The sequence below is a fragment of the Candidatus Accumulibacter sp. ACC012 genome (genome assembly GCF_907163155.1).
In the GTDB taxonomy this organism is placed as follows: domain Bacteria; phylum Pseudomonadota; class Gammaproteobacteria; order Burkholderiales; family Rhodocyclaceae; genus Accumulibacter; species Accumulibacter delftensis.
In genome coordinates this window covers 194,593-215,587 of record NZ_CAJQUC010000022.1, presented here as the reverse complement: position 1 = coordinate 215,587, position 20,995 = coordinate 194,593, and the positions used below count along the sequence as shown (strand labels likewise).

The following is a 20,995-nucleotide window of genomic DNA, read 5'->3' as shown; positions in this document are numbered from 1 at the left end:
TTTCCCTCCCTCAGCAGCATGCGGCGAGAGTTTACTCGCGCTCGTCGCCGCGCCGGCCGATATTGAGACCAAGCTGCCTCAACTTTCGATACAGGTGGGTGCGTTCGAGGCCCGTTTTCTCGGCCAGACGCGTCATATTACCGCGTTCGCCAGCCAGATGATATTCGAAATACATTCGCTCGAAGGCTTCTCTGGCTTCACGCAGCGGTTGATCGAGAAAGAGCGCCGGCAGCGGCGAGGTCGCGCTGCCAGACTCGCTCCGCAAGAGGCGTTCGACGTCGTCAGCGGCGATTTCTTCGTCAAGCGCCGAGAGCGCGAGATTCTTTACAGCGGCCAGCAGTTCCGCCCATTCGCCCTGCCAATGATGCAGCCGCAGGGCATTACGCGCACCGCTCGAAAACACGCGCAGGGGCACTTCACCGCGCTCGGCAAGATGGGCGAGCAGCAAGGAGGCAATCTCGGGAACGTCGTCGGCGTGCCCGGAAATCTGCGGCAGCGCGACCCAGACTTCGCCGAGCCGATTGACCAGCAGAGGATCCCAGCCCGCGTCGACCAGAGCCGGCAGCAAGCGACTGGAAGCGGCGACCATTTGCAGATTGTGTCGCTCGAGACGTTCGAGCGCGAAAACAAGATTCATCTGCTGCAGCTTGCCGAGCTGCGCCAGGTCGGCGATGAAGACCAGGCCGCCGCTGGCGTTGTGCAGCATCTCCTGGGTCAGGGGCGTACTCGCCGTCGACAGATCCAGCCACGGCGTGCGGTGCGTCTGCAGGGTACGCGCGCAAATTTCCGCGATGCTGCCCGAGGCACTTTTCAGCAGCAGCACCGAGGTCTTGGCTGCGGCCTGTTCGAGACGTCTCTTGAGGTCCTTGAGCAGTGGCGAGCGTGCAAAGGCGTCGAGCGTCAGCGGCTTCTTCTGCAACACCGTTTCGTGCTTGAGCGCTTTCTTTACCGTGGCCAGCAGCTTCTGCAGAGCGATCGGCTTCTCGAGGAAGTCGGAGGCGCCGATGCGCGTGGCTTCGACCGCCGAATCGATCGTTCCATGTCCGGACATCATCACCACCGGCATGGTCAGCAGGCCGCTCGCCGCCCACTCCTTGAGCAGCGATATACCATCCGTATCGGGCATCCAGATGTCCAGGAGGACTAGATCGGGGCGCATATCGGCGCGTACCTTGCGCGCCGCGGCGGCATTTTCGGCGAGCGTGATCGAATGTCCTTCGTCGGCAAGAATTTCGGAAAGCAGCTCGCGAATGCCCATTTCGTCATCGACGATCAGTATTTGCGCCATGTCAGGCCTCGGAGGAAAGTTTGTGCGAGCGATGTCCGCTAGTCGGCAGCGCTGCCAGCGGCAGGGTAATGCTGACCATTGCGCCGACCGCCTGGCGGTTGTTGACCTTGATGCGGCCCTGGTGTTCGTCGACGATCTTCTTGACGATCGCCAGACCGAGGCCGGTGCCACGCGCCTTGGTGGTCACGTAGGGCTCCAGGACACGCGCCATGACTTCAGGCGGGAAGCCCGGCCCGCGGTCGCTGACCACGATCTCGGCCATGTTATCTAGGGGCAGGGTGCTGATCGTGATACGCGGCGAATCGACCATTTCCTGCGCATCCTCGGCGTTGCGCAAGAGATTGTGGATGACTTGCCGCAGCTGCGTGGCGTCACCCCAGACGGGCGGCAAGTCGCCCGCGAGCTTGAGCTTGATCGCCGCTCGCGAAGTCTCGTAGAGGCCAAGCACTTCGCGAATCAGCGCGTTGAGGTCCAGGGCGGCGAGCTCGGGAGCCGGCAGGCGCGCGTAGTCGCTGAAATCATTGACCATCCGCTTCATCGCCTCGACCTGTCTGATGATGGTTTGTGTCGAGCGAGCGAGCATGTCGGCGTCGGTGCCGAAGAGCCGGTCAGCCAGCTTCATCTGCAAGCGCTCGGCCGAGAGCTGGATCGGCGTCAGCGGATTCTTGATTTCGTGTGCCAATCGGCGTGCGACTTCGCCCCAGGCGGCACTGCGCTGAGCGGCAATCAGCCGCGTCACGTCGTCGAACACCACCACGTAGCCACCCAAGGATTCACCCGGCAATTTGGTGCCGCGCAGCAGCAGGATCTGCTGCGGCAAGCTGCCCAGCGCAGCGAGCTCGATCTGTTCCTGCCATTCGCTGCTGTCGTGTTCGGCAAAGGCATCGAGAATGGCCTCGCCGAGCGCCTGCTGGCGCGGCCAATCGGCTGCCGCGACGCCGAGCAGCACACTGAAGTCATCGGCCAGAATGGTCAGCGCACCTTCGTTGACGGTGCGCAAGACGAAGCGTGCATCGAAAACCAGCACCCCGGCGGAGAGGTTGGCGAGAATCGATTCCAGATAAGCGCGCGCCGCTTCCAGCTCGGCGCGTTGGCGCTCGTTATCACGACGAGCGTCGTTGAGTTGGCTGGTCATCTGCTTGAAGGAGCGCGTCAGCACGCCCAGCTCGTCGCCGCTGTAGACCTCCTGGCGAGGCGTGTAATCGCCAGCAGTGACCGCCTGCGTCCCCTCGGCGAGAATTGACAGCGGCGCCGACAAGCGACGGGCAAGCACGAAAGCCAGCGCGATCGCCGTGAACAACGCCAGGAGCACGGTCAGTGTCAGCGTCATGGCGTAGATCCGCGTCAGTCCCTCGCGACCCAGCGACAGCTCTTGATAGTCCGCATAGACGGTCTGTACGCTATCGGCGTTAAGCGCCAGGGCGGCCGGCACCGGGTCGCTCAACTGCAGGATGCGCGTCTCGCCGCCGAGGCCCGGCGGCGTCACCGCGACAAGAACCCGCAAGGACAGGTCTTTTTCGCCGTGGCTTTCGAGAAGCGCCAAGCGGCGCTCGCTAAGTACTCTGCGTAACTCGTCGCCTGCCGGCTTTTTCGGCAGCAGCGTCGCCAGTTCACCGGTGGCTGTCGCCAGCAATTCGCCGTTGGTCGCAAACAGCGCCGCCGATTGCAAGCCGTACTGCTCGCGCAAGCGATTGAGCTCCAGGCGACGCTGCGTTTCGGAACGTTCGCTGAGCTCCATGGCCATCGTCTGCGCCTTGGCTGCTAGATCTTCAAGCAGGGAATCGAGTGCGCTACGGCCAAGGTTCAGCCCTGCCTCCAGCGCCTTCTCGACGCGGACGTCGAACCAGGTTTCGATGCTCTTGGTGACGAACTGTACCGACACGGCGTAGATCAAGACGCCCGGCAGCACGGCCATCAGGCCGAACATCAACATCAGGCGCAGCTTCAGGCGGGAACCGAAGACCTTGGCCTGATGCTCCGCCCACAGCGAGCGCAACTGCCAGCTGATCAGCGCCAGAAGCGACAAGGCAACGATGACGTTCAATGCCAGCAGCCACGCGTAGTTGCTGGCAAAGAGCGCGGTATTGGCGCTCGCCGAGGCCAACAAGAAAAGCAGGATGGCGCCAAACGATGCGGCGGCGACGATCAGAATCTTCATTTGCCATCACCACTCGATGGCGCCGCCGGCAGGTGCGCGGGTGGCGCCACCGGCACGACCTGCGTGCCCGTTCCCCCCGGCTGCACGGCGTCGCCCGGCGTAAAGGTCCACCGAGCCCAGTCCGACGAGAGGTTCCAGTCCCGGTTGGCCAAGGCGTTGACCTGCAAGGTCTTCGGCATCTGGCTCAGGTCGAGGCGCATGCGCACCGCGGCAAGATAGGTTTGATCCGCTTCCACGACGCTGGCGTCGAAGACTAGCCAGTTGCGCAGGCGCGACAAGATGCGCAAGGCCTCTTCGAGCGAGGCAAAGCTCTGATGCAATGTGCCGCTGGACAAACGATACTGGCGGGTCAGGGCATGATAGGAAAGCTGTAGCGACTGGCTGCGGCTGGCAAGTTGTTCGTCGAGCCAGTACCAGCGCGAGCGGCTGAGCTCGAAATCGATGACGAAGTACAGCCCGACGCCCCTGGCAACGGCATCTTCGAGGCGCGCATTCAGACTGACGCTGAAGTCGGCAGACAGGACATAACCTTCATCAGCGAGCGCGAGCAAGGGATTGCGGGCGCTGATGTCTGTTGCCTGCACGCCGGCTGAGGCGAACAGCAGCCACAGCAAGAAAAAAGCCGCGCTAAGCCGCTTTCTGCAACAAGGCATAAAAGAACCCGTCATGTTCAGGCTGCGGCAGGAGTTCTTCTTCGGCCAGGCGCCGAGCCTCGGGCTGGCGAAAGACGAAGGCATCGATCTGCGCACGGTTCTCTTCCGGAAAAACGGAACAGGTGGCATAGAGCAGCCTGCCGCCCGGTCTTAATAGCGGCCAGAGGCGGTCCAGAATTTCCGCCTGAACGCGAACAAAGCCTCTGATGTCACTCTCCCGGCGCAAGTACTTGATATCCGGATGGCGACGAACGACGCCGGACGCGGAGCAGGGCACGTCGGCCAGAATCGCATCGAACAACTGGCCATCCCACCATCGCTCGGGAGCTCGGCAGTCAGCAGGCTTGACCGTCGCCGTCAGACCCAGTCGGCGCAGGTTGTCCTCGACGCGACGCGTACGACTGGCATCGATATCGATGGCCAGCAGATCGAGGTCGGCCGCTTCAAGCAGGTGCGCGGTCTTGCCGCCAGGCGCCGCGCAGGCGTCGAGCACGCGCTGGCCCGCAGTCGACGCCAGCAGCTCGGCAGCACGCTGGGCGCCAGCGTCCTGAATCGATACCAGTCCGTCGGCAAAGCCCGGCAAGCCATCGACCGGCATGGGTTTGTCGAGGAGCAAGGCCTGACCGCCAAGCGGGCGCGCGGACAAGCCCGCCGCCTGCAGGCGGGCAAGGTAGTCAGCGACAGTGATCCGGCGCTGATTGACGCGCAGAGTCATCGGCGGCTGCGCGTTGCCGGCAGCGACGATTGCCGGCCAGCGATCCGGATAAGCACGACGCAGGCGGGCCAACCACCAGCGCGGGTGCTGCTGCGTCGCTTCGTCGTCGTCGGCCATGGCCGCATGCAAGGCATGACTCTGCCGCTGGTAGTTGCGCAGTACGCCATTCACCAAGCCCTTGAAGGCCCCGCCCGCGAGCTCGGCAGCCGCCGCGACGGCCTGGTCGACGACCATGTACGCCGAATCAGGGCGGGTCTGCAAACGGTATAGGGCGCCCAGCAGCAGCGCTTCAATTTCGGGATGCGGCAAGGCGCGCGTCAGCAAGCGCCCGAGGAGAAACTCGCCACAAGCGTAGCGACGCAGGCTGCCGTAGGCGACGTCCTGAGCAGCAGCGCGCGCTTCCGAATGTTCGCTGCTGAGCGTGCTCAGTACCTGCGTCAGGCTTTGCCCGCCGCGAACCGCAGCGATTACCCGCGCCGCCAGCAAGAGGCTAAGTGCCAGCGAATCGGCCGCCAACGCCGAAGCGGCCGACGCGCTAGCGCGCCCGACCGCCGCCTGCTGCTCTTTGGCGGGCTTGCGTATGCGCACCGTACGCGCGGACGGCGATGGGGAGGGAGGTGAAGTGGACACGACGACGGATGCTTTTCTTTAGGGTGTGTGCCGAGTTTAGCACGATGCCTGGCGATGGCGGCCTGGTCGCCGGGGGGCGATAATAGCCACATGCCCTCGCCCTCGCCGTCGCCCTCCTTAAAACCCTACATCTGGCTTTCCATCGCCGCAGCACTGGTGACAATTGCTCTCAAAGCACTTGCCTGGCTGCTCACCGGCTCGGTCGGTCTGCTCTCCGATGCGCTCGAATCGCTGGTCAATCTGGCCGGCGCCTGCATGGCGCTGGCCATGCTCTCGATTGCCGAACGACCGGAGGACGCGGGGCATGGCTTTGGACACGGCAAGGCCGAGTACTTCTCGAGCGGCTTCGAAGGTCTGCTGATCCTTTTCGCCGCTATCGCCATGGCCATGGCTGCCGGCGAACGCCTGCTCAACCCACAGCCATTAGAGGCCGTTGGCGCCGGCCTCGCGGTGTCGGCAGTCGCCGCGCTGATCAATCTACTCGTCGGACGGGTCCTGCTGCTCACCGGGCGACGACAGCGCTCGATCACCCTGGAAGCGGATGCCCATCATCTGCTGACCGATGTGTGGACCTCGCTCGGGGTCATTATTGGCGTCGGCGCCGTCGCGCTGACCGGCTGGCTATGGCTGGACCCGATCCTGGCCCTGCTGGTCGCCAGCAACATCGTCTGGACCGGCTGGCGGCTGCTGCGCCGCTCAGCCAATGGGCTGATGGATGCTAGCCTGCCGCCCGAACAACAGGCTCAGATTCTCGAGGTCCTCAAGAGTTATCGCCGCCAGGGGATCGACTTCCATGCCTTGCGCAGCCGCGAGGCGGGTGCCCGCAGCTTCATTTCGCTACATGTTCTCGTCCCGGGCGCGTGGACCGTAATGCGAGCGCATCAACTCGTCGAAGAGCTCGAAAGCGAGCTGCGCCGGGAACTGCCGCACGCCAGCGTGTTCATCCACATCGAGCCGCTCGAAGACCCGGCCTCGCATCAGGACCTCGGCCTTGACCGCTAGGCCAGGTGCCGCGTCTGCGCGACGAGGCTTGCTGCTTCGGCCAGGGTTTGTGGCCACAGCCCTACTCCTGCTGCTACTGCTTGTCCCGTCACCGGCGTCCGCCTGGAACGCCGCTGGCCATCGCATCACCGCCTTGATCGCCTGGGAAAAACTAGATCAGCGCAGCAAATCTGCGCTGTCTGCCTTGCTGCGCAAGCACCCCGACTTCGAACGCTGGCAGGAACGCTCCAAAGACCCTGATGCGGACCGCGCAGCGTTTCTCGAAGCCTCGACCTGGCCGGACGACATTCGCCGCGACCGGCGCTTCTACACCGCCGGACGTGCGCAGCCAACGCCAACGCTGAAAGGCTTTCCGGACATGGAACGTCGACTCGGCTGGCACTATGTCGATCGCCCTTTGCATCCCAAGCGCAGGTCGTCGCGCTCATCGCCAGGAACGCTGGACCGCCAATTGACTGCGCTAGCGACGGTCCTGTGCGACGCGAGACGCAGCGACACTGAGCGCGCTTATGCGCTGCCCTGGCTGATCCATCTGGTCGGCGACGCGCATCAGCCACTGCACGCGGCCAGCCGCAATCGCCCGAACGGCAAAGATGATAGCGGTGGCAACGCGCAGCGGATTATCAACCCTTTCCAGCCGAAGCATCAGTTCACAAACCTGCACAACTATTGGGACGATCTCCCGGGCAAGCCATGGCTACGCGACAAGCGCCTGGAGAGCACCGTCAAGGCACTGACAAGTCTCTACCCAGAAGCGGCGCCAGCGGGAGAACCCGCGCAATGGCTCGAGGAAAGCTGGCAGCTCGCACAGCGGGCAGCCTACCCACCGGGCAACGACGCCGTACTCACGATCAGTGCCCAGTTCCACGCCAGCGCGCTGGAGATTGCCGGCCGCCGCCTTGTCGAAGCCGGCTATCGCCTGGCTGAGCAACTGCGGCGCCTGTTTGGAAAAGCAGGAGCACGGCAGTGTTCCACGTGAAACATTGCCGCCGAACCAGCCCCGCACTAGTCCATGGAATCAGCCGCAGAGCCGCTCAAGTGCGCGCCAAGGCGCGCAGACGCGCGACGCGTTCCTCGGTCGCCGGATGCGTGCTGAACAGGCCCTTGATACCACCGCCCGAGAGGGGATTGATGATCATCATCTGTGCCGTTTCAGGATGCGCGTCGGCTGGCGCCAGGTGAATGCCGCGCGCGTAAGCATCGATTTTGGTCAGTGCATCGGCCAAGGCATTCGCGTCGCCGGAAATCTCCGCACCACCACGATCAGCCTCGAACTCGCGTGCCCGCGAAATGGCCATCTGAATCAGGGAGGCGGCCAACGGCGCAAGCAGGGCGACCAGGATGCCCGCCACAGGATTTGAGCGGCCCTCCGAATCACGCCCACCAAAGAACATCGCGAAGTTGGCGAGTGCGGAGATTGCTCCGGCCATGGTCGCCGAGATCGTCGAAATGAGAATGTCGCGGTGCCGGACATGCGCCAGTTCGTGCGCCATCACGCCCCGGATTTCGCGTGCCGACAACAACTGCAGAATCCCGGTTGTCGCCGCAACCGCAGCATTGTCCGGATTGCGACCGGTGGCAAAGGCATTCGGCTGCGCTTCATCGATCAGATACACCTTCGGCATTGGTAACTCGGCCCGTTGCGCGAGCTCGCGAACCATGCCGTAGAACTGCGGCGCCGACGCCTCGTCAACCTCGCGCGCCTGATACATCTTGAGCACCATCTTGTCCGAGTACCAGTAGGCGAAGACATTCATCGCGCCGCCAAAAAGCAGCGCCAGCAACATCCCCGTCTGGCCACCGACCATCGCCCCAATGGCGCCAAACAGCGCCACAATGGCAGCCATCAGAAGCGAAGTTTTTACCCAATTACCGAACATTGCAGAAACCTCCGAGAAAACAGCAGTGCACCAAGCAGTTGGTAGGGCAACTCAGGTGGTGCCGAGCAGCGCAAATTTCAAGCACGCCACACCGCGCACGCGCGCGGGCTGTCGCCCTTGATCCAGTCTCGGACTGCGGGCACTCAGGTGGCGGGCAAAGCACACCGCGAACCCGCGACAACAGGTGTTCCCAACAGGAACTGAGCCGCCGGCAGACGCTTGCCGCCGGCTTTCTGAAGCTCCTCGAGCTGCAGAGCGCCGTCCCCACAAGCAACGACGACAACATCGCGGTCGGCAACGAGGATCTCGCCAGGCCAGCCATTGCCGGCGATCGCCCTGGCGCGCCAAACCTTGAGCAGAGTGCCGTCGACCACGCAAGAAGCTCCAGGAAAAGGGTTAAAGGCTCTGACACGGCGGGCCAGCTGCGCGGCCGGCAGACGCCAGTCGAGGGGCGCTTCGGCCTTGTCGATCTTGGCCGCGTAAGTGGCGCCCGTCTCGGCTTGCGCTTGCGGGGGCAGCGGCAGACGAGCCAGAGCATCGACGATCAAGCGAGCACCGAGCAAGGCGAGGCGGTCGGTGAGCGCCGCTGCCGTATCGTCGCCATTGATCGGCAAACGCTCGCAAAGCAGCACCGGGCCGCTATCCAGCCCGGCCTCCATCTGCATGATGCACACCCCGCTCTCCGCATCGCCAGCGAGAATCGCCCGCTGCACGGGTGCCGCACCGCGCCAGCGCGGCAAAAGCGACGCATGGATGTTGATGCAGCCAAAAGCGGGGATATCCAGCACCGCCTGCGGAAGAATCAGCCCATAGGCGGCGACAACCATTGCTTCGGCAGCAAACGCGCGTAGCTGTTCCTGCGTGGCAAGGGCCCTCAAGCTCGATGGCTGCAGGACCTCGATCCCGGACGCCAGGGCCAGCTGTTTGACGGGCGAAGCTCGCTGCGCCATGCCGCGCCCCGATGCACGGTCGGGCTGCGTCAGGACCACAGCCACCTCATGACCGGCCGCGATGATCGACTGCAAGGCAAGGCGTGCGAAGTCGGGGGTACCGGCGAAAATCAGCTTCACGCGGTGATTTTCGCCTGCTTGGCGAGCTTGTTCCTGATCCGCAACTGTTTGAGCGGCGAAAGGTGCTCGACAAAGACCTGCCCCTGCAGATGATCAATTTCGTGCTGCAGACAAACGGCCAGCAAACCCACGGCTTCGACAGTCTGCTCCTCGCCAGCAAGGTCAAGATAGCGGACCACGACGTGTTCGGCGCGCGCAACCTTGTCGTAAATCCCGGGCACCGACAAGCAACCTTCTTCGCAAACCTGCAGACCGTTCTGCTCGAGGATCACCGGGTTGATCAACGTCAGCAGTTGATCTCTCGTTTCCGAGGCATCAATGACGATCAACTGCTGGTGGATGTCCACCTGGGTCGCGGCGAGACCGATTCCCGGCGCTTCGTACATCGTCTCGGCCATGTCGCGCGCCAACCGGCGAAGCTTGTCATCGATGCATTCGACGCGCGCGGCGACCTGCTTCAGACGAGGATCGGGAAAGCGGAGTATCGGTAGTAGAGGCATAAAAGGCTTGATCGAAGAAATAACTACGTGCAGAATCTAATGTACTGTCTCGGGTATTCCGACGCTTGTTGCGCCGGGCGCAGGATGACTTCGGCCATACGCGACTTAAACAGCGAAACAGGGCGAACCCCGCAGCCGAAACGTGATGCGGCGACGCCGCTATCCCGCCCCACCGCCATGTACGAAGGCTCGTACGAGGATAACACGATGATCCGCATTATATCCGCGTTCATTCTGGCCATGGTCAGCGCGCTCAGTTTCGCTGCCGGGCAAGCTCTCCAACTGGCGGATAGCGCCCCCACACAGCACGTGGTCGTGCCCGGTGACACGCTCTGGGGAATCTCCGGAACCTTCCTCAAGGAACCCTGGCGCTGGCCGGAAATCTGGCGGATGAATCGGCAGGAAATCAGGAACCCACACTGGATCTATCCGGGTGACGTAATCGTCCTCGATCGCGACGCGCAAGGCAACGCCATGCTGCGTCTGCAGCGCGGCCGACTCAACCCACAGATTCATTCCGAAATGAACGAACAGGCTATCCCCGCGATTCCACCCAACGTCATCCGGCCTTTCCTCTCCGACCCGTTGGTCGTGGACGCGAATGCGCTCGACAACGTGGCGCGCATCGTCGCCACCCAGCTCGATCGGGTGTTCCTCGGCAACGGCGACCTGGCCTACGTTGCCAATGCCGATCCCGCGCCTCGTGACTGGCATATCTATCGCAACGGCAAGCCCTTGCGGGACCCCCAAAGCGACGACATCCTCGGCTATGAAGCCTTCTACCTGGGCACTGCGAAGCAGGTCGAAGCGGGCAATCCGGCCACCTTCGAGGTGCTCACAGCCACGCAGGAAGTCGGCTTTGGCGACCGCCTGCTGCCCGCCAACCCGCCCCCGCTGATCGCCTACGTTCCCCACAAACCGGACTTTGACGTCGATGGGCGCGTGGTTTCGGTTTATGGCGGCGTCGACGCGGCCGGCCGCGGCTCGATCATCTCGATCAACCGCGGCACAGCCGACGGGATCGAGATCGGACACGTCCTGGCCCTCGAGCGCAATCGCGTCATTCATGAACGCGACGAGCAGGGCCACAAGGCGGTGATCGACATTCCGCCCTCGCGCATCGGCCTACTCTTCGTCTTTCGTACCTTCGATCGGATTTCCTACGGCTTGGTCGTGCAGTCCGAAGGCACCGTAGACGTCAACGACTTCGTCCGTACACCCTAGAGATGGGCGCAGCGGAGTCGCTGGCTGCCTGGCTACGACTGACGCTGATTCCAGGGATTGGCGGCAAGACCCAACGTAAACTCCTTGAGGCCTTCGGACCTCCAGAGGCCATCTTCGCAGCTGGTCGCGCCACCATCGCCGGCGTCATCGGCAGCCAGGCGGCAAGCCTGCTGCTCGATACCGACAATCGCGCAGTCATTGCAAGAGCCCTGGCCTGGTCTGCAGCCCCAGGCCAACAGCTGCTCACTCTCGCCGACGCGGAGTACCCGCAGGCGCTGCTGCAAATTGCCGATCCGCCGACCCTGCTCTACGTCCGCGGTCGCCTCGACCTGCTCAATGAACCAGCGCTGGCTGTCGTTGGCAGTCGCAACCCGACTCCGCAAGGACTCAACAACGCCGAGCGCTTCGCCGCCGCCCTGGCTGAGGCTGGACTGACCATCGCCAGCGGCCTGGCCCTGGGCATCGACGCCGCCGCCCATCGCGGCGCCTTGCGAACTTCGTCAAACACCGTGGCTTTCATCGGCACCGGGATCGATCGCCTCTACCCGGCTGCCAACCAACAGCTGGCCCTGGATATAAGCGCCAGAGGGGCAATCGTTTCGGAGTTTCCCCTTGGCGTACCGCCCGCCGCCGCCAACTTCCCGCGCCGCAACCGCCTGATCTCGGGTTTCTCGCACGGCACCCTGGTCGTCGAGGCCAGCGTCGATAGCGGTTCGCTGATTACCGCGCGCCTCGCCGCCGAACAGGGACGCGAGGTTTTCGCCATTCCCGGATCGATTCATTCGCCGCATTCGCGCGGCTGCCACAAGTTGATCAAAGACGGTGCCAAGCTGGTAGAAACGGTTCAGGATGTCCTCGACGAACTCTCCTGCCCACTGCGGCCACTACTTTCGGCTGCGACGCCGGCGCAACCCGGTGACGCCCGTCCGCAAGACAACGGACTACTGCCGGCTATGGGATTCGATCCCTGCAGCCTGGACGAGCTCGTGCAGCGGAGCGGCTTGACGGCTGACGTCGTTTCGGTGATGCTCCTCCACTTGGAATTGGATGGTCAGGTCGCCACTTTGCCGGGCGGTCGCTATCAACGAATTTCCCAAGCCTGAGAGCCCTTTCTGATGATCGACATTCTGGTCTACCTTTTCGAGAACTATCACGACTTCAGCGCCCGCCCCAAGACCAAGACGCTCAAGCGGCGCTTGAGCGCCGTCGGCTTCGAGCAAGAGGCGATCAGTACCGCCCTGCGCTGGCTCGACGGTCTGAAAGCAACGCCCGTGATCGAGCATCCCTGCGATCAACGTGCGCTGCGCATCTACCTGCCGGAAGAACAGCGCAAGCTGGGCTTCGAGTGCCTCGCTTTCATCGCCTTTCTTGAGGCGGCTGACATGTTGGCACCCGCTTTGCGCGAACTGGTCGTCGAAGGTGCGATGCTGCTCGCTGACAACCCGGTGCCTCTGGCCAAGTTCAAGATCATCGTCTTGATGATTCTCTGGAGTCGCGATCAGGCACTTGAGCCCCTGATCGTCGAGGAACTCCTCGACGACGGCGACCATCGACTGCTGCACTGAGTATCGATCCCCTTCGCTGTCATGAGGCTGCCGGGACTCCGGCTACAGCAGGTCAGGCAACCCTTTCGGCGACTTTGCGAAAGCAATCCTGCTGCCCGCCTTGCTTGCCAAGCGCGGCAGAGTACTCTTATCATGGCCCGCCCAAGCCTGTAAGCTTGCGCCATCCCGCCAGCACTATTGTGCCCATTTTCCCGGACTGATGAAGACCCCATGAGCAAGAAACTGATCATCGCCGAGAAACCCTCCGTAGCCGCTGACCTTGCACGCGCGCTCGGCGGCTTCGTTCGGCACGAGGACTATTTCGAGAGTGACGACTACGTCCTCTCCTCAGCCGTCGGACATTTGCTTGAACTGGCCTGTCCAGAGGAGTACGAGGTCAAGCGCGGCAAGTGGTCTTTCGCCCACCTGCCGGTAATACCGCCGCACTTCGCGCTGCAGCCGATTCTGAAAACCGAGTCGCGCCTCAAATTGCTGGTCCGTCTGCTCAAACGCAAGGATGTCGTCAGCCTGGTCAACGCCTGCGACGCCGGCCGCGAGGGTGAGCTGATTTTCAACTACATCGTTCAGCACGCCAAGAATACGAAACCGGTCGAACGCCTGTGGCTGCAGTCGATGACCCAACAGGCGATCAGAGACGGCTTCTCGCGCCTGCGCAACGGCACCGATATGCACGGCCTTGGTGACGCTGCCGTCTGCCGCTCGGAGTCGGACTGGTTGGTCGGCATCAATGGTACGCGCGCGATGACTGCCTTCAACTCGAAAACGGGTGGCTTCCACCTGACCACCGTCGGCCGCGTCCAGACGCCAACGCTGGCGCTGATGGTCGACCGCGAAGACCGCATTCGCAAGTTCAAACCGCGCGCCTACTGGGAAGTCGAGGGGCTCTTCGTTTGTGCCGCCGGCGACTACCGCGGCAAGTGGTTCGATGAGAAGTACAAGGGCAAGGACCACGACGAGCACGCGCGCGCGGACCGCTTGTGGGACGAAGCGCGTGCCATCGCCCTGCAGCAGAAATGCGCCGGCAAGGACGGCGAAGTCAGCGAAGAGGCCAAACCCTCGACGCAGCTGTCGCCGCTGCTCTACGATCTGACCAGCCTGCAACGCGAAGCTAACGGCCGCTTCGGCTTCTCCGCGAAAGCAACGCTTGGCCTGGCGCAAGCGCTCTACGAAAAGCACAAGGTATTGACCTACCCACGGACCGATGCTCGCGCCCTGCCCGAGGATTACCGCGATACCGTACAAGCGACCTTGTCGATGCTCACCGGCGAAGGGGCGGCAAAAGGCACTGACGAAGCCACCCTGGCCCGCTATGCGCCTTTCGCCGCAAACATCCTGGCTCGTCAGTGGGTGGTACCCAATAAGCGCGTCTTCAACAACGCCAAGATCTCCGATCACTTCGCCATCATCCCGACGCTGCAGGCGCCCAAGCACCTGTCCGAACCGGAGATGAAACTCTACGACATGGTCGTCAAGCGTTTCCTCGCCGTCTTCTACCCAGCTGCCGAATCGCTGATCACAACGCGCATCACGCGCGTCGAGGGCGAGCCCTTCAAGACCGAAGGCAAAGTGCTGGTCAATCCCGGCTGGCTGGCGGTCTACGGCCGTGACGCACAGGAGGGCAGCGAGGGCAATCTGGTCGCCGTACAGCCCAAGGAAGTCGTGAATGCCGAGGAGGTGCTCCTCAACGCACATGAAACCAAGCCGCCACCGCGCTACTCGGAAGCAACGCTACTGACCGCCATGGAGGGCGCCGGCAAGACGATGGACGACGAGGAACTGCGCGCGGCGATGGCTGGACGTGGCCTCGGCACGCCGGCAACACGTGCGCAGATCATCGAGAACCTGATCGCCGAACAGTATCTTCACCGCGACGGCCGCGAACTGCAGCCGACCGCCAAGGCTTTCTCGCTGATGACCCTGCTCAACGGCCTGGGCATTCCGGAGCTGACGGCTCCGGAGTTGACCGGAGAATGGGAATGGAAGCTCGCGCGCATGGAACGTGGCGAGATGTCGCGCAAGGAATTCATGAGCGAGATCGCGGCGATGACCGAGCGCATCGTTGCTCGTGCCAAGAGCTACGATAGCGACACCATCCCCGGTGATTTCGGCGAACTGAAAACACCTTGTCCGAAGTGCGGCGGCCTGATCAAGGAAACCTACAAGAAGTTTCAGTGCCAGGCCTGCGATTTCTCCCTCTGGAAAATTGTCGCCGGCCGTCAGTTCGAAGACCGCGAGATTGATGAACTGCTCACCGAGCGTAAGATCGGACCACTGACCGGCTTCCGCAACAAGATGGGACGCCCCTTCAACGCGATCATCAAACTAAACGCCGACAACGCACCTGAGTTTGACTTTGGCCAGGGAAGTGCCGGCGACGCCGCCGAAGAAGTCGACTTCTCGCAGAGCGAAGCCCAGGGTGCCTGCCCGAAGTGCGCTGCCCGCGTATTCCCGCACGGCATGGCCTACGTTTGCGAGAAATCGCAAGGGCCCAACAAGAGCTGTGACTTCCGTTCGGGGACGATCATTCTCCAGCAGCCGATCGAGCCCGAACAGATGCAAAAGCTATTGAGTACCGGGCGGACCGACCTACTACGCGGCTTCGTTTCGGCGCGTACGCGCCGCAAGTTCTCCGCCTTTCTGGTACGCGGCAGCGATGGAAAAGTCGGCTTCGAGTTCGAGAAACGGGAACCAAAAGCCACCAGCAAAAAGCCAGCCGCCACCAAGACCGACACTGACACGCCAGAAACAGGAAAGAAACCCAGCCCTCGCAAAAAGGTGGCCAGCTAGTACCAGCAGCCGCTCACTCACGGGCAACCCCGCACGCTGCTGTTTCACGTGAAACAGCAGCGCGGCGCAGCGCCGCAAGCAGCACTCGTCAGCCCGCAAGCACGCCGGGCGGCGGGGCGTCCAGGATCGCCGCGCGCAAGACGTCAATCGCCTGCGGCCGCGGGAAACTCGCCCGCCAAGCGATCACCACCTTGCGCACCGGCACCGGATCACTGAACTCGCGAAACTCCAACAGCTCGTCGCGCGGCCACGCAGCCGCCGCCGAGGCCGGCACTACCGAGAGACCTGCGCCACTGGCAACCATGTAACGCACCGTCTCCAGCGAGCTTCCCTCAAGCGCGCCGTCGGTACCGCCCACTGCCGAAAGCTTGGGGCACGCCTGCACCACTTGATCACGGAAGCAGTTGCCGTTGCCGAGCAGCAGCAGATTCTCCGAAGCGACCTGATCCGGGTCGATCAGGGCCTGCCGCGTCAGCGGATGCCCGTTCGGCAAGACCATGCAAAACGGCTCTTCGTAAACCACCCGCGAAACGATGCCTGCCTCATCGAATGGCAAGGCGACAACAATCACATCCAGTTCGCCGCGACGCAACTGCGCACTCAGATTCACCGTGAAGTTCTCGTGCAGAAAGAGCGGCATCCGCGGCGCACGCGCATGCAGGGCGGGAATCAGACGCGGCAGCAAGTAGGGTGCGATGGTGTAGATGACCCCCAAGCGCAAGGGCCCCAACAAGGGATCTTTTCCCTGCTCGACGAGTTCCTTCAGTCTACCCGCCTCCTCCAGAACCCGTTCAGCCTGAACGGCCATCTGCTCACCCAGCATCGTCAAGCGCACCTCGGCAGACGATCGCTCGAAGAGAATCACGCCGTAGCGCTGCTCGAACTTCTTCAAGGCCACCGACAAGGTCGGTTGGCTGACGTGACATTTCTCCGCCGCCCGACCAAAATGCTTCTCACGAGCAAGCATCGCGATGTAGCGTAACTCGGTCAAGGTCATCGGCGATCCTCTCGTTTCAGAAGGTGCTGACCTTGTCGGCAGCGAGCAGCTCCAACTCCGGCGCCTCCAGCCACATCCACTTCCCCACCTCGAGCGATGCTGGCAACACGAAACCACCGATGCTGATCCGATGCAGCGCCTCCACCCGATTCCCGGCGGCGGCGAGCATGCGCTTGACCAGATGATAGCGACCCTCGGTCACCGTCAGGCACAGGCAGCGCGGACCGAGAAGGACACAGTCCTGCGCAGCAACCGGCCTGGGGTCGTCGTTTAGCACCACGCCAGCGAGCAGGGCGGCAATCTGTGGCGCGTCAACGACATGTCGCGTCGTCACCTCATAGACCTTGGGCACCGCTTTTTTCGGTGAGGTATAGCGATGTATGAACTGCCCGTCGTCGGTCAGCAGCAAGAGCCCGGTGCTGTCTTCGTCGAGCCGTCCAACTGCCTGCACACCGCGGGTCAGCAAGGGATCGGGAAGAAGCGAGTAGACACTGGGATGGTGTAACGGGCGTTGTGAGCATTCGTAGCCCGCCGGCTTGTGTAGTGCAAGATACGCGAAGCGCCGATACAGCCAGGCAACACCGTCCACCGTGAAGCTCAGGCCGTCCGCCTCGAAGCGTGCAAAGGGATTCTCGCAGAGCTGCCCGGCAACGCCGACGCTGCCCGAGCGAACCAGCGCCCGGCAGTCGGCTCTGCTGCCAAAGCCCTGCGATCGCAACAAACGTTCCAGCTCGATCATCATTGCTCCCCAGGAAAAGCGGTGAAACGCACGCAGCTACTCGGCGGCCGACAGTACTCTTGTTGCTCAAGGTTTGAACTCATCAGCGCAGTGTACACGACCTGCACCGCGAGCATTCGCAGGAAGCGCAGCGATTGCAACGCTTGCCCAGCGCCGGCTATTGTCCTCGGCTGCGCCAGCGACGACAATAGACAGCACCCTACTCAACGTCAAGGAAAGCCGAGCATGCTGGTCAAATTCAACTCGAGCACCTCCGGACAGATGATGATGTTCGCACCTGCCGCCCGCCAACTCCTCGAAATCCTTCACAAGGACTGCACTGCGCGCGGCGTGATTACCACCGAGCAACTACCCGAAGCCATCGAACGCCTGCGAACAGCCGTGGTCGGTGGCAGGCGCAGCGTCCCCGAAGCACTTCCCACGCCGTCCACCGCCCCCGAAAACAATAAAGGTAGCGACGGTGATCATCCAGAAGATGGCCCGCCCATCGGATTGGCTCAGCGCGCCTTCCCACTGATCGAACTCCTGGAGTGGACGCAGAAGGAGGACGGATTCATTCTCTGGGAAGCGGCCAAGGATTTCTAGAGTGCGTTGGACCCTATCCTGTCGCGGCGTCATCTATCAGCGCTTCGATTTCCGCAGCTTGACGACGATCGTCGTCAGCGGCGTCCTCGCCTTGCCAGCAAGCCCTGTCGACGCAAGCGAGGTAGCGGTCGACGCCGGTCACACGCTGGCTGCCCACGGCGCAAGCAGTGCGCGTGGTCGCCGTGAATTCGATTTCAACCGTGTGCTCGCGCAACGGGTGAGCCACGAACTCGGCTTACGCCACCTGGCCGTCCGACCCATCAACTTCGACGGCAAGATAGAAAGTCTGGCCGCCCGCCCCGAACAGGCCGCCGGGAGCGACTTCTTTATTTCAATCCACCATGATTCAGTGCACGCCGATCTACTGCAGAAATGGGATTGGCAGGGAATCCCGCAGACCTACAGCGATGACTACAGCGGCTTCGCGCTCTTCGTTTCACATGACAGCCCTGATCTGGCGACCAGCCTGCGCTGTGCGTCAGCAATCGGCGCCCGCCTGCGGCGGATGGGTTTCCTGCCGGCCCGCCATCATGCCAATCCGCCCTCCGGAACACCGCGCGAGGTGGCCGACGCAGCCAACGCGGTGCACTACTACGACAAGCTTGTCGTCCTCTACCGCACGACGCTACCGGCGGTACTCTTCGAAGCCGGAGTGATCAAGAACCGTGACGAGGAGTTGTCGCTGCTCGACGCCAAACGCCAGGCACGCATGGCCGACGGCATCGCCACCGGTATCGCCGCCTGCCTGTACGCTGGCCAGAGCGCGAACGGCAAGCCGCAGAAGGACACGCCAACAGCGGCCGCGCGCCCCTGAGCGGCAAGCAAGGCCCGCTGCCGGCGCTGAAGCCCCGCGTTCAGACCTTTCGATACACCTCTGCACCGGCCTTCACGAACTCGATCGCCTTCGCCTCCATCCCCTTGCTCAGCGCCTGTGCCTCACTGACTCCCTGTGCCGCGGCAAACTCGCGGACTTCCTGGGTGATCTTCATCGAACAGAAATGCGGGCCGCACATCGAGCAGAAGTGCGCCACCTTGGCCGACTCCTTGGGCAGGGTCTCATCGTGAAACTCGCGCGCCTTGTCGGGGTCCAGGCCGAGGTTGAACTGATCATCCCAGCGAAACTCGAAGCGCGCCTTCGACAGCGCGTTGTCGCGAATCTGCGCACCCGGGTGGCCTTTCGCCAGATCGGCAGCGTGTGCCGCCAATTTGTAGGTAATGATGCCCACTTTCACATCGTCCTTGTCCGGCAGCCCGAGGTGCTCTTTTGGCGTCACGTAGCAGAGCATGGCGGTACCGAACCAACCTATCATCGCCGCACCGATACCGCTGGTGATATGGTCGTAGCCGGGAGCGATATCGGTGGTCAAGGGGCCAAGGGTGTAAAACGGCGCTTCCTTGCATTGCTCGAGCTGCAGGTCCATGTTCTCCTTGATCATGTGCATCGGCACATGGCCCGGACCCTCGATCATCACCTGCACGTCGTGCTTCCAGGCGATGTCGGTCAGCTCGCCGAGCGTTGCCAGCTCGCCTAGTTGGGCGGCGTCGTTGGCATCGTAGATAGATCCCGGACGCAAGCCATCACCGAGGCTGAAAGCCACGTCGTAGGCTTTCATGATCGCGCAGATCTCTTCGAAGTGGGTGTATAGGAAACTCTCCTTGTGGTGCGCGAGACACCACTTGGCCATGATCGAACCACCGCGCGAGACGATGCCGGTCAGCCGGCTGGCAGTCAGCGGCACGTAACGCAACAACACGCCGGCGTGAATCGTGAAGTAGTCGACGCCCTGCTCGGCCTGCTCGATCAAGGTATCGCGGAAGATCTCCCAGGTCAGGTCTTCGGCCTTGCCATTGACCTTCTCGAGCGCCTGGTAGATCGGCACCGTGCCGATCGGCACCGGGCTGTTGCGAATGATCCACTCGCGCGTTTCGTGAATGTTCTTTCCGGTCGATAGATCCATCACTGTGTCGCCGCCCCAGCGGATCGACCAGGTCATCTTCTCGACCTCTTCCTGGATGCTTGAACCGAGCGCCGAATTGCCGATATTGGCGTTGATCTTGGTCAGGAAGTTACGACCGATGATCATCGGTTCGCTTTCCGGGTGATTAATATTGCAGGGAATGATCGCGCGCCCACGAGCGACTTCCGAGCGTACGAACTCCGGCGTGATCTCCTCCGGAATACTGGCGCCGAAGCTGTTGCCCGGATGCTGACGGCAGAGAATCTCGGCGAAGCGTTCGCCCTGGGGCCCCGAAGCATGCAGTTGCTCGATGTAGGCGCGGCGATTGTTGTTCTCGCGAATGGCGACGTATTCCATTTCCGGGGTGATCATGCCGCGCCGCGCGTAATGCATCTGGCTGACGTTGGCGCCGCTCCTGGCACGCAGCGGGCGGCGCTGCAGGCCGGGAAAACGCAAGTCATCGAGCGCCGCGTCGGCGGCGCGAACACGCCCGAAATCGGAACTCAGGCCGCCGAGTGCCTCGCTATCGCCACGCTCGGCAATCCACTGCGCGCGCAGCGCCGGCAAGCCCTGACGGATATCGATCGTCGCCTGCGGATCGGAGTACAGTCCCGAGCAGTCGTAAACGTAAATCGGCGGGTTTTTCTCGCCGCCAAAAGCGGTATCGGTATCGGCTTGAGAAATTTCGCGCATCGGCACGCGCAGATCAGCGCGGCTACCGGTGATGTAGATCTTGCGCGAATTCGGCAATGGCTGGATGGCAGCCTGGTCGACGTGAGCGTCAGCGGCGATGAACTTCTCGTTAGCGTTCATGGTGTTTCCTTGCAGAGGGGTAAGGCAAAAGCGCTACGCAAACGTGCAGCGTGCAAGGGGTCAGCAAGACGAGCGAGACGGAGTGAAGGCTATCACCCTGCGCACAAAGCAAACATGGTGCGCTCCGCTTCCCTACGACGGCATGACCCGTACAGGTTCGAAGGGACTCTCTCAGCCACACCCGAGCAGCGCGGCACCCCCAACGTGAGCACCCAAGTTACTGGAATCGCAGGACTTTAGCAAGAATATTGATATCTTTCGGCGGCGCTCGCTGCTACGGAAAGGCACTCCGCGGACACCGTCTATTTGGCGATCGTCGGACAACTGTCGAGTCAATGGCGACGCACTGACCATCGTAAGCTATGGATTTGGCACCAAAAACCGAGCACGCGATGGCTGCCCCGGTTTCCCGGTATGTGGCAAGCGAAGCC

At 62.6% G+C, this 20,995-nt stretch carries 18 protein-coding genes and 1 riboswitch; of the genes, 8 read left to right on the top strand and 10 right to left on the bottom strand.

The window, feature by feature from the left end:
• Positions 1–31: 31 nt before the first annotated feature.
• From QZ648_RS21800 to rsmB, 4 genes are read right to left on the bottom strand one after another with little or no spacing between them, the layout of a single operon-like run.
• Positions 32–1,288, bottom strand: a complete 1,257-nt coding sequence (locus QZ648_RS21800; protein ID WP_169065031.1) for a response regulator — start codon at positions 1,286–1,288, stop codon at positions 32–34.
• A gap of 1 nt (position 1,289) precedes the next feature.
• Positions 1,290–3,446 carry an ATP-binding protein gene (locus QZ648_RS21795; RefSeq protein WP_291998277.1) on the bottom strand — a complete coding sequence of 719 codons (2,157 nt, stop codon included), beginning with the start codon at positions 3,444–3,446 and terminating at the stop codon, positions 1,290–1,292.
• Entirely contained in the window at positions 3,443–4,060 is a 618-nt protein-coding gene (locus QZ648_RS21790; protein WP_248595186.1) for a DUF4390 domain-containing protein, read from the bottom strand. The genes QZ648_RS21795 and QZ648_RS21790 overlap by 4 nt, the downstream gene beginning before the upstream one ends.
• Positions 4,061–4,073: 13 nt before the next feature.
• On the bottom strand, positions 4,074–5,330 hold the full coding sequence (rsmB, locus tag QZ648_RS21785; RefSeq protein ID WP_211203591.1) for a 16S rRNA (cytosine(967)-C(5))-methyltransferase RsmB: 1,257 nt from the start codon (positions 5,328–5,330) through the stop codon (positions 4,074–4,076).
• 204 nt (positions 5,331–5,534) lie between these two features.
• Here rsmB and QZ648_RS21780 point away from each other — a divergent pair, with 204 nt between their 5' ends.
• The gene (locus QZ648_RS21780) at positions 5,535–6,446 is read left to right on the top strand and encodes a cation diffusion facilitator family transporter (protein WP_211203586.1); all 912 of its coding nucleotides are present in this window, start codon (positions 5,535–5,537) and stop codon (positions 6,444–6,446) included.
• Between the two features lie 49 nt (positions 6,447–6,495).
• Entirely contained in the window at positions 6,496–7,425 is a 930-nt protein-coding gene (locus QZ648_RS21775; protein ID WP_169065027.1) for a S1/P1 nuclease, read from the top strand.
• 55 nt (positions 7,426–7,480) lie between these two features.
• On the opposite strand, the gene htpX is transcribed toward QZ648_RS21775, so the two are convergent.
• The 3 genes from htpX to def all read right to left on the bottom strand — a co-directional run bounded on the left by htpX (position 7,481) and on the right by def (position 9,896).
• Positions 7,481–8,326, bottom strand: coding sequence for a zinc metalloprotease HtpX (gene htpX / locus QZ648_RS21770; RefSeq protein WP_169065026.1), 846 nt, complete (start codon positions 8,324–8,326; stop codon positions 7,481–7,483).
• A 143-nt stretch (positions 8,327–8,469) separates the two neighbouring features.
• Positions 8,470–9,396, bottom strand: coding sequence for a methionyl-tRNA formyltransferase (gene fmt, locus QZ648_RS21765; RefSeq protein WP_169065025.1), 927 nt, complete (start codon positions 9,394–9,396; stop codon positions 8,470–8,472).
• Positions 9,393–9,896, bottom strand: a complete 504-nt coding sequence (gene def / locus QZ648_RS21760; RefSeq protein WP_169065024.1) for a peptide deformylase — start codon at positions 9,894–9,896, stop codon at positions 9,393–9,395. The genes fmt and def overlap by 4 nt, the downstream gene beginning before the upstream one ends.
• A 207-nt stretch (positions 9,897–10,103) precedes the next feature.
• On the opposite strand from def, the gene QZ648_RS21755 reads away from it, so the two are divergent.
• The 4 genes from QZ648_RS21755 (at position 10,104) to QZ648_RS21740 (ending at position 15,472) form a co-directional block, all read left to right on the top strand.
• Positions 10,104–11,120 carry a LysM peptidoglycan-binding domain-containing protein gene (locus QZ648_RS21755; RefSeq protein ID WP_291998276.1) on the top strand — a complete coding sequence of 339 codons (1,017 nt, stop codon included), beginning with the start codon at positions 10,104–10,106 and terminating at the stop codon, positions 11,118–11,120.
• A 2-nt stretch (positions 11,121–11,122) separates the two neighbouring features.
• The gene (dprA, locus tag QZ648_RS21750) at positions 11,123–12,223 is read left to right on the top strand and encodes a DNA-processing protein DprA (protein WP_291998275.1); all 1,101 of its coding nucleotides are present in this window, start codon (positions 11,123–11,125) and stop codon (positions 12,221–12,223) included.
• 12 nt (positions 12,224–12,235) lie between these two features.
• A complete protein-coding gene (locus QZ648_RS21745; RefSeq protein ID WP_169065021.1) occupies positions 12,236–12,685 on the top strand; it encodes a DUF494 domain-containing protein in 450 nt (149 codons plus the stop codon).
• A 210-nt stretch (positions 12,686–12,895) separates the two neighbouring features.
• A complete protein-coding gene (locus tag QZ648_RS21740; protein WP_291998274.1) occupies positions 12,896–15,472 on the top strand; it encodes a DNA topoisomerase III in 2,577 nt (858 codons plus the stop codon).
• 88 nt (positions 15,473–15,560) lie between these two features.
• Here QZ648_RS21740 and QZ648_RS21735 read toward each other — a convergent pair whose 3' ends face one another.
• Both QZ648_RS21735 and QZ648_RS21730 read right to left on the bottom strand, forming a co-directional pair.
• Positions 15,561–16,469, bottom strand: coding sequence for a hydrogen peroxide-inducible genes activator (locus QZ648_RS21735; protein ID WP_169065019.1), 909 nt, complete (start codon positions 16,467–16,469; stop codon positions 15,561–15,563).
• 16 nt (positions 16,470–16,485) lie between these two features.
• Positions 16,486–17,211: a 16S rRNA pseudouridine(516) synthase gene (locus QZ648_RS21730; protein WP_169065018.1), complete on the bottom strand. Its 726-nt coding sequence runs from the start codon at positions 17,209–17,211 to the stop codon at positions 16,486–16,488.
• 222 nt (positions 17,212–17,433) lie between these two features.
• Between QZ648_RS21730 and QZ648_RS21725 the strand changes: the two genes are divergently transcribed.
• Positions 17,434–17,793: a DUF1840 domain-containing protein gene (locus QZ648_RS21725; protein ID WP_169065017.1), complete on the top strand. Its 360-nt coding sequence runs from the start codon at positions 17,434–17,436 to the stop codon at positions 17,791–17,793.
• 1 nt (position 17,794) lies between these two features.
• Positions 17,795–18,607 carry an N-acetylmuramoyl-L-alanine amidase gene (locus QZ648_RS21720; RefSeq protein WP_366144220.1) on the top strand — a complete coding sequence of 271 codons (813 nt, stop codon included), beginning with the start codon at positions 17,795–17,797 and terminating at the stop codon, positions 18,605–18,607.
• A 40-nt stretch (positions 18,608–18,647) separates the two neighbouring features.
• On the opposite strand, the gene thiC is transcribed toward QZ648_RS21720, so the two are convergent.
• Positions 18,648–20,564: a phosphomethylpyrimidine synthase ThiC gene (thiC, locus tag QZ648_RS21715; protein WP_291998273.1), complete on the bottom strand. Its 1,917-nt coding sequence runs from the start codon at positions 20,562–20,564 to the stop codon at positions 18,648–18,650.
• A 112-nt stretch (positions 20,565–20,676) separates the two neighbouring features.
• A riboswitch (TPP riboswitch) is annotated at positions 20,677–20,775 on the bottom strand.
• Between the last annotated feature and the right edge of the window lie 220 nt (positions 20,776–20,995).

What these genes read in the sequence shown, in the direction of transcription:
- QZ648_RS21800 (WP_169065031.1), bottom strand. Translation starts at nt 1,288, where the DNA reads ATGGCGCAAATACTGATCGTCGATGACGAAATGGGCATTCGCGAGCTG.
- QZ648_RS21740 (WP_291998274.1), top strand. Translation starts at nt 12,896, where the DNA reads ATGAGCAAGAAACTGATCATCGCCGAGAAACCCTCCGTAGCCGCTGAC.
- QZ648_RS21780 (WP_211203586.1), top strand. Translation starts at nt 5,535, where the DNA reads ATGCCCTCGCCCTCGCCGTCGCCCTCCTTAAAACCCTACATCTGGCTT.
- QZ648_RS21745 (WP_169065021.1), top strand. Translation starts at nt 12,236, where the DNA reads ATGATCGACATTCTGGTCTACCTTTTCGAGAACTATCACGACTTCAGC.
- QZ648_RS21795 (WP_291998277.1), bottom strand. Translation starts at nt 3,446, where the DNA reads ATGAAGATTCTGATCGTCGCCGCCGCATCGTTTGGCGCCATCCTGCTT.
- dprA (WP_291998275.1), top strand. Translation starts at nt 11,123, where the DNA reads ATGGGCGCAGCGGAGTCGCTGGCTGCCTGGCTACGACTGACGCTGATT.
- QZ648_RS21755 (WP_291998276.1), top strand. Translation starts at nt 10,104, where the DNA reads ATGATCCGCATTATATCCGCGTTCATTCTGGCCATGGTCAGCGCGCTC.
- QZ648_RS21730 (WP_169065018.1), bottom strand. Translation starts at nt 17,211, where the DNA reads ATGATGATCGAGCTGGAACGTTTGTTGCGATCGCAGGGCTTTGGCAGC.
- def (WP_169065024.1), bottom strand. Translation starts at nt 9,896, where the DNA reads ATGCCTCTACTACCGATACTCCGCTTTCCCGATCCTCGTCTGAAGCAG.
- htpX (WP_169065026.1), bottom strand. Translation starts at nt 8,326, where the DNA reads ATGTTCGGTAATTGGGTAAAAACTTCGCTTCTGATGGCTGCCATTGTG.
- thiC (WP_291998273.1), bottom strand. Translation starts at nt 20,564, where the DNA reads ATGAACGCTAACGAGAAGTTCATCGCCGCTGACGCTCACGTCGACCAG.
- QZ648_RS21725 (WP_169065017.1), top strand. Translation starts at nt 17,434, where the DNA reads ATGCTGGTCAAATTCAACTCGAGCACCTCCGGACAGATGATGATGTTC.
- QZ648_RS21735 (WP_169065019.1), bottom strand. Translation starts at nt 16,469, where the DNA reads ATGACCTTGACCGAGTTACGCTACATCGCGATGCTTGCTCGTGAGAAG.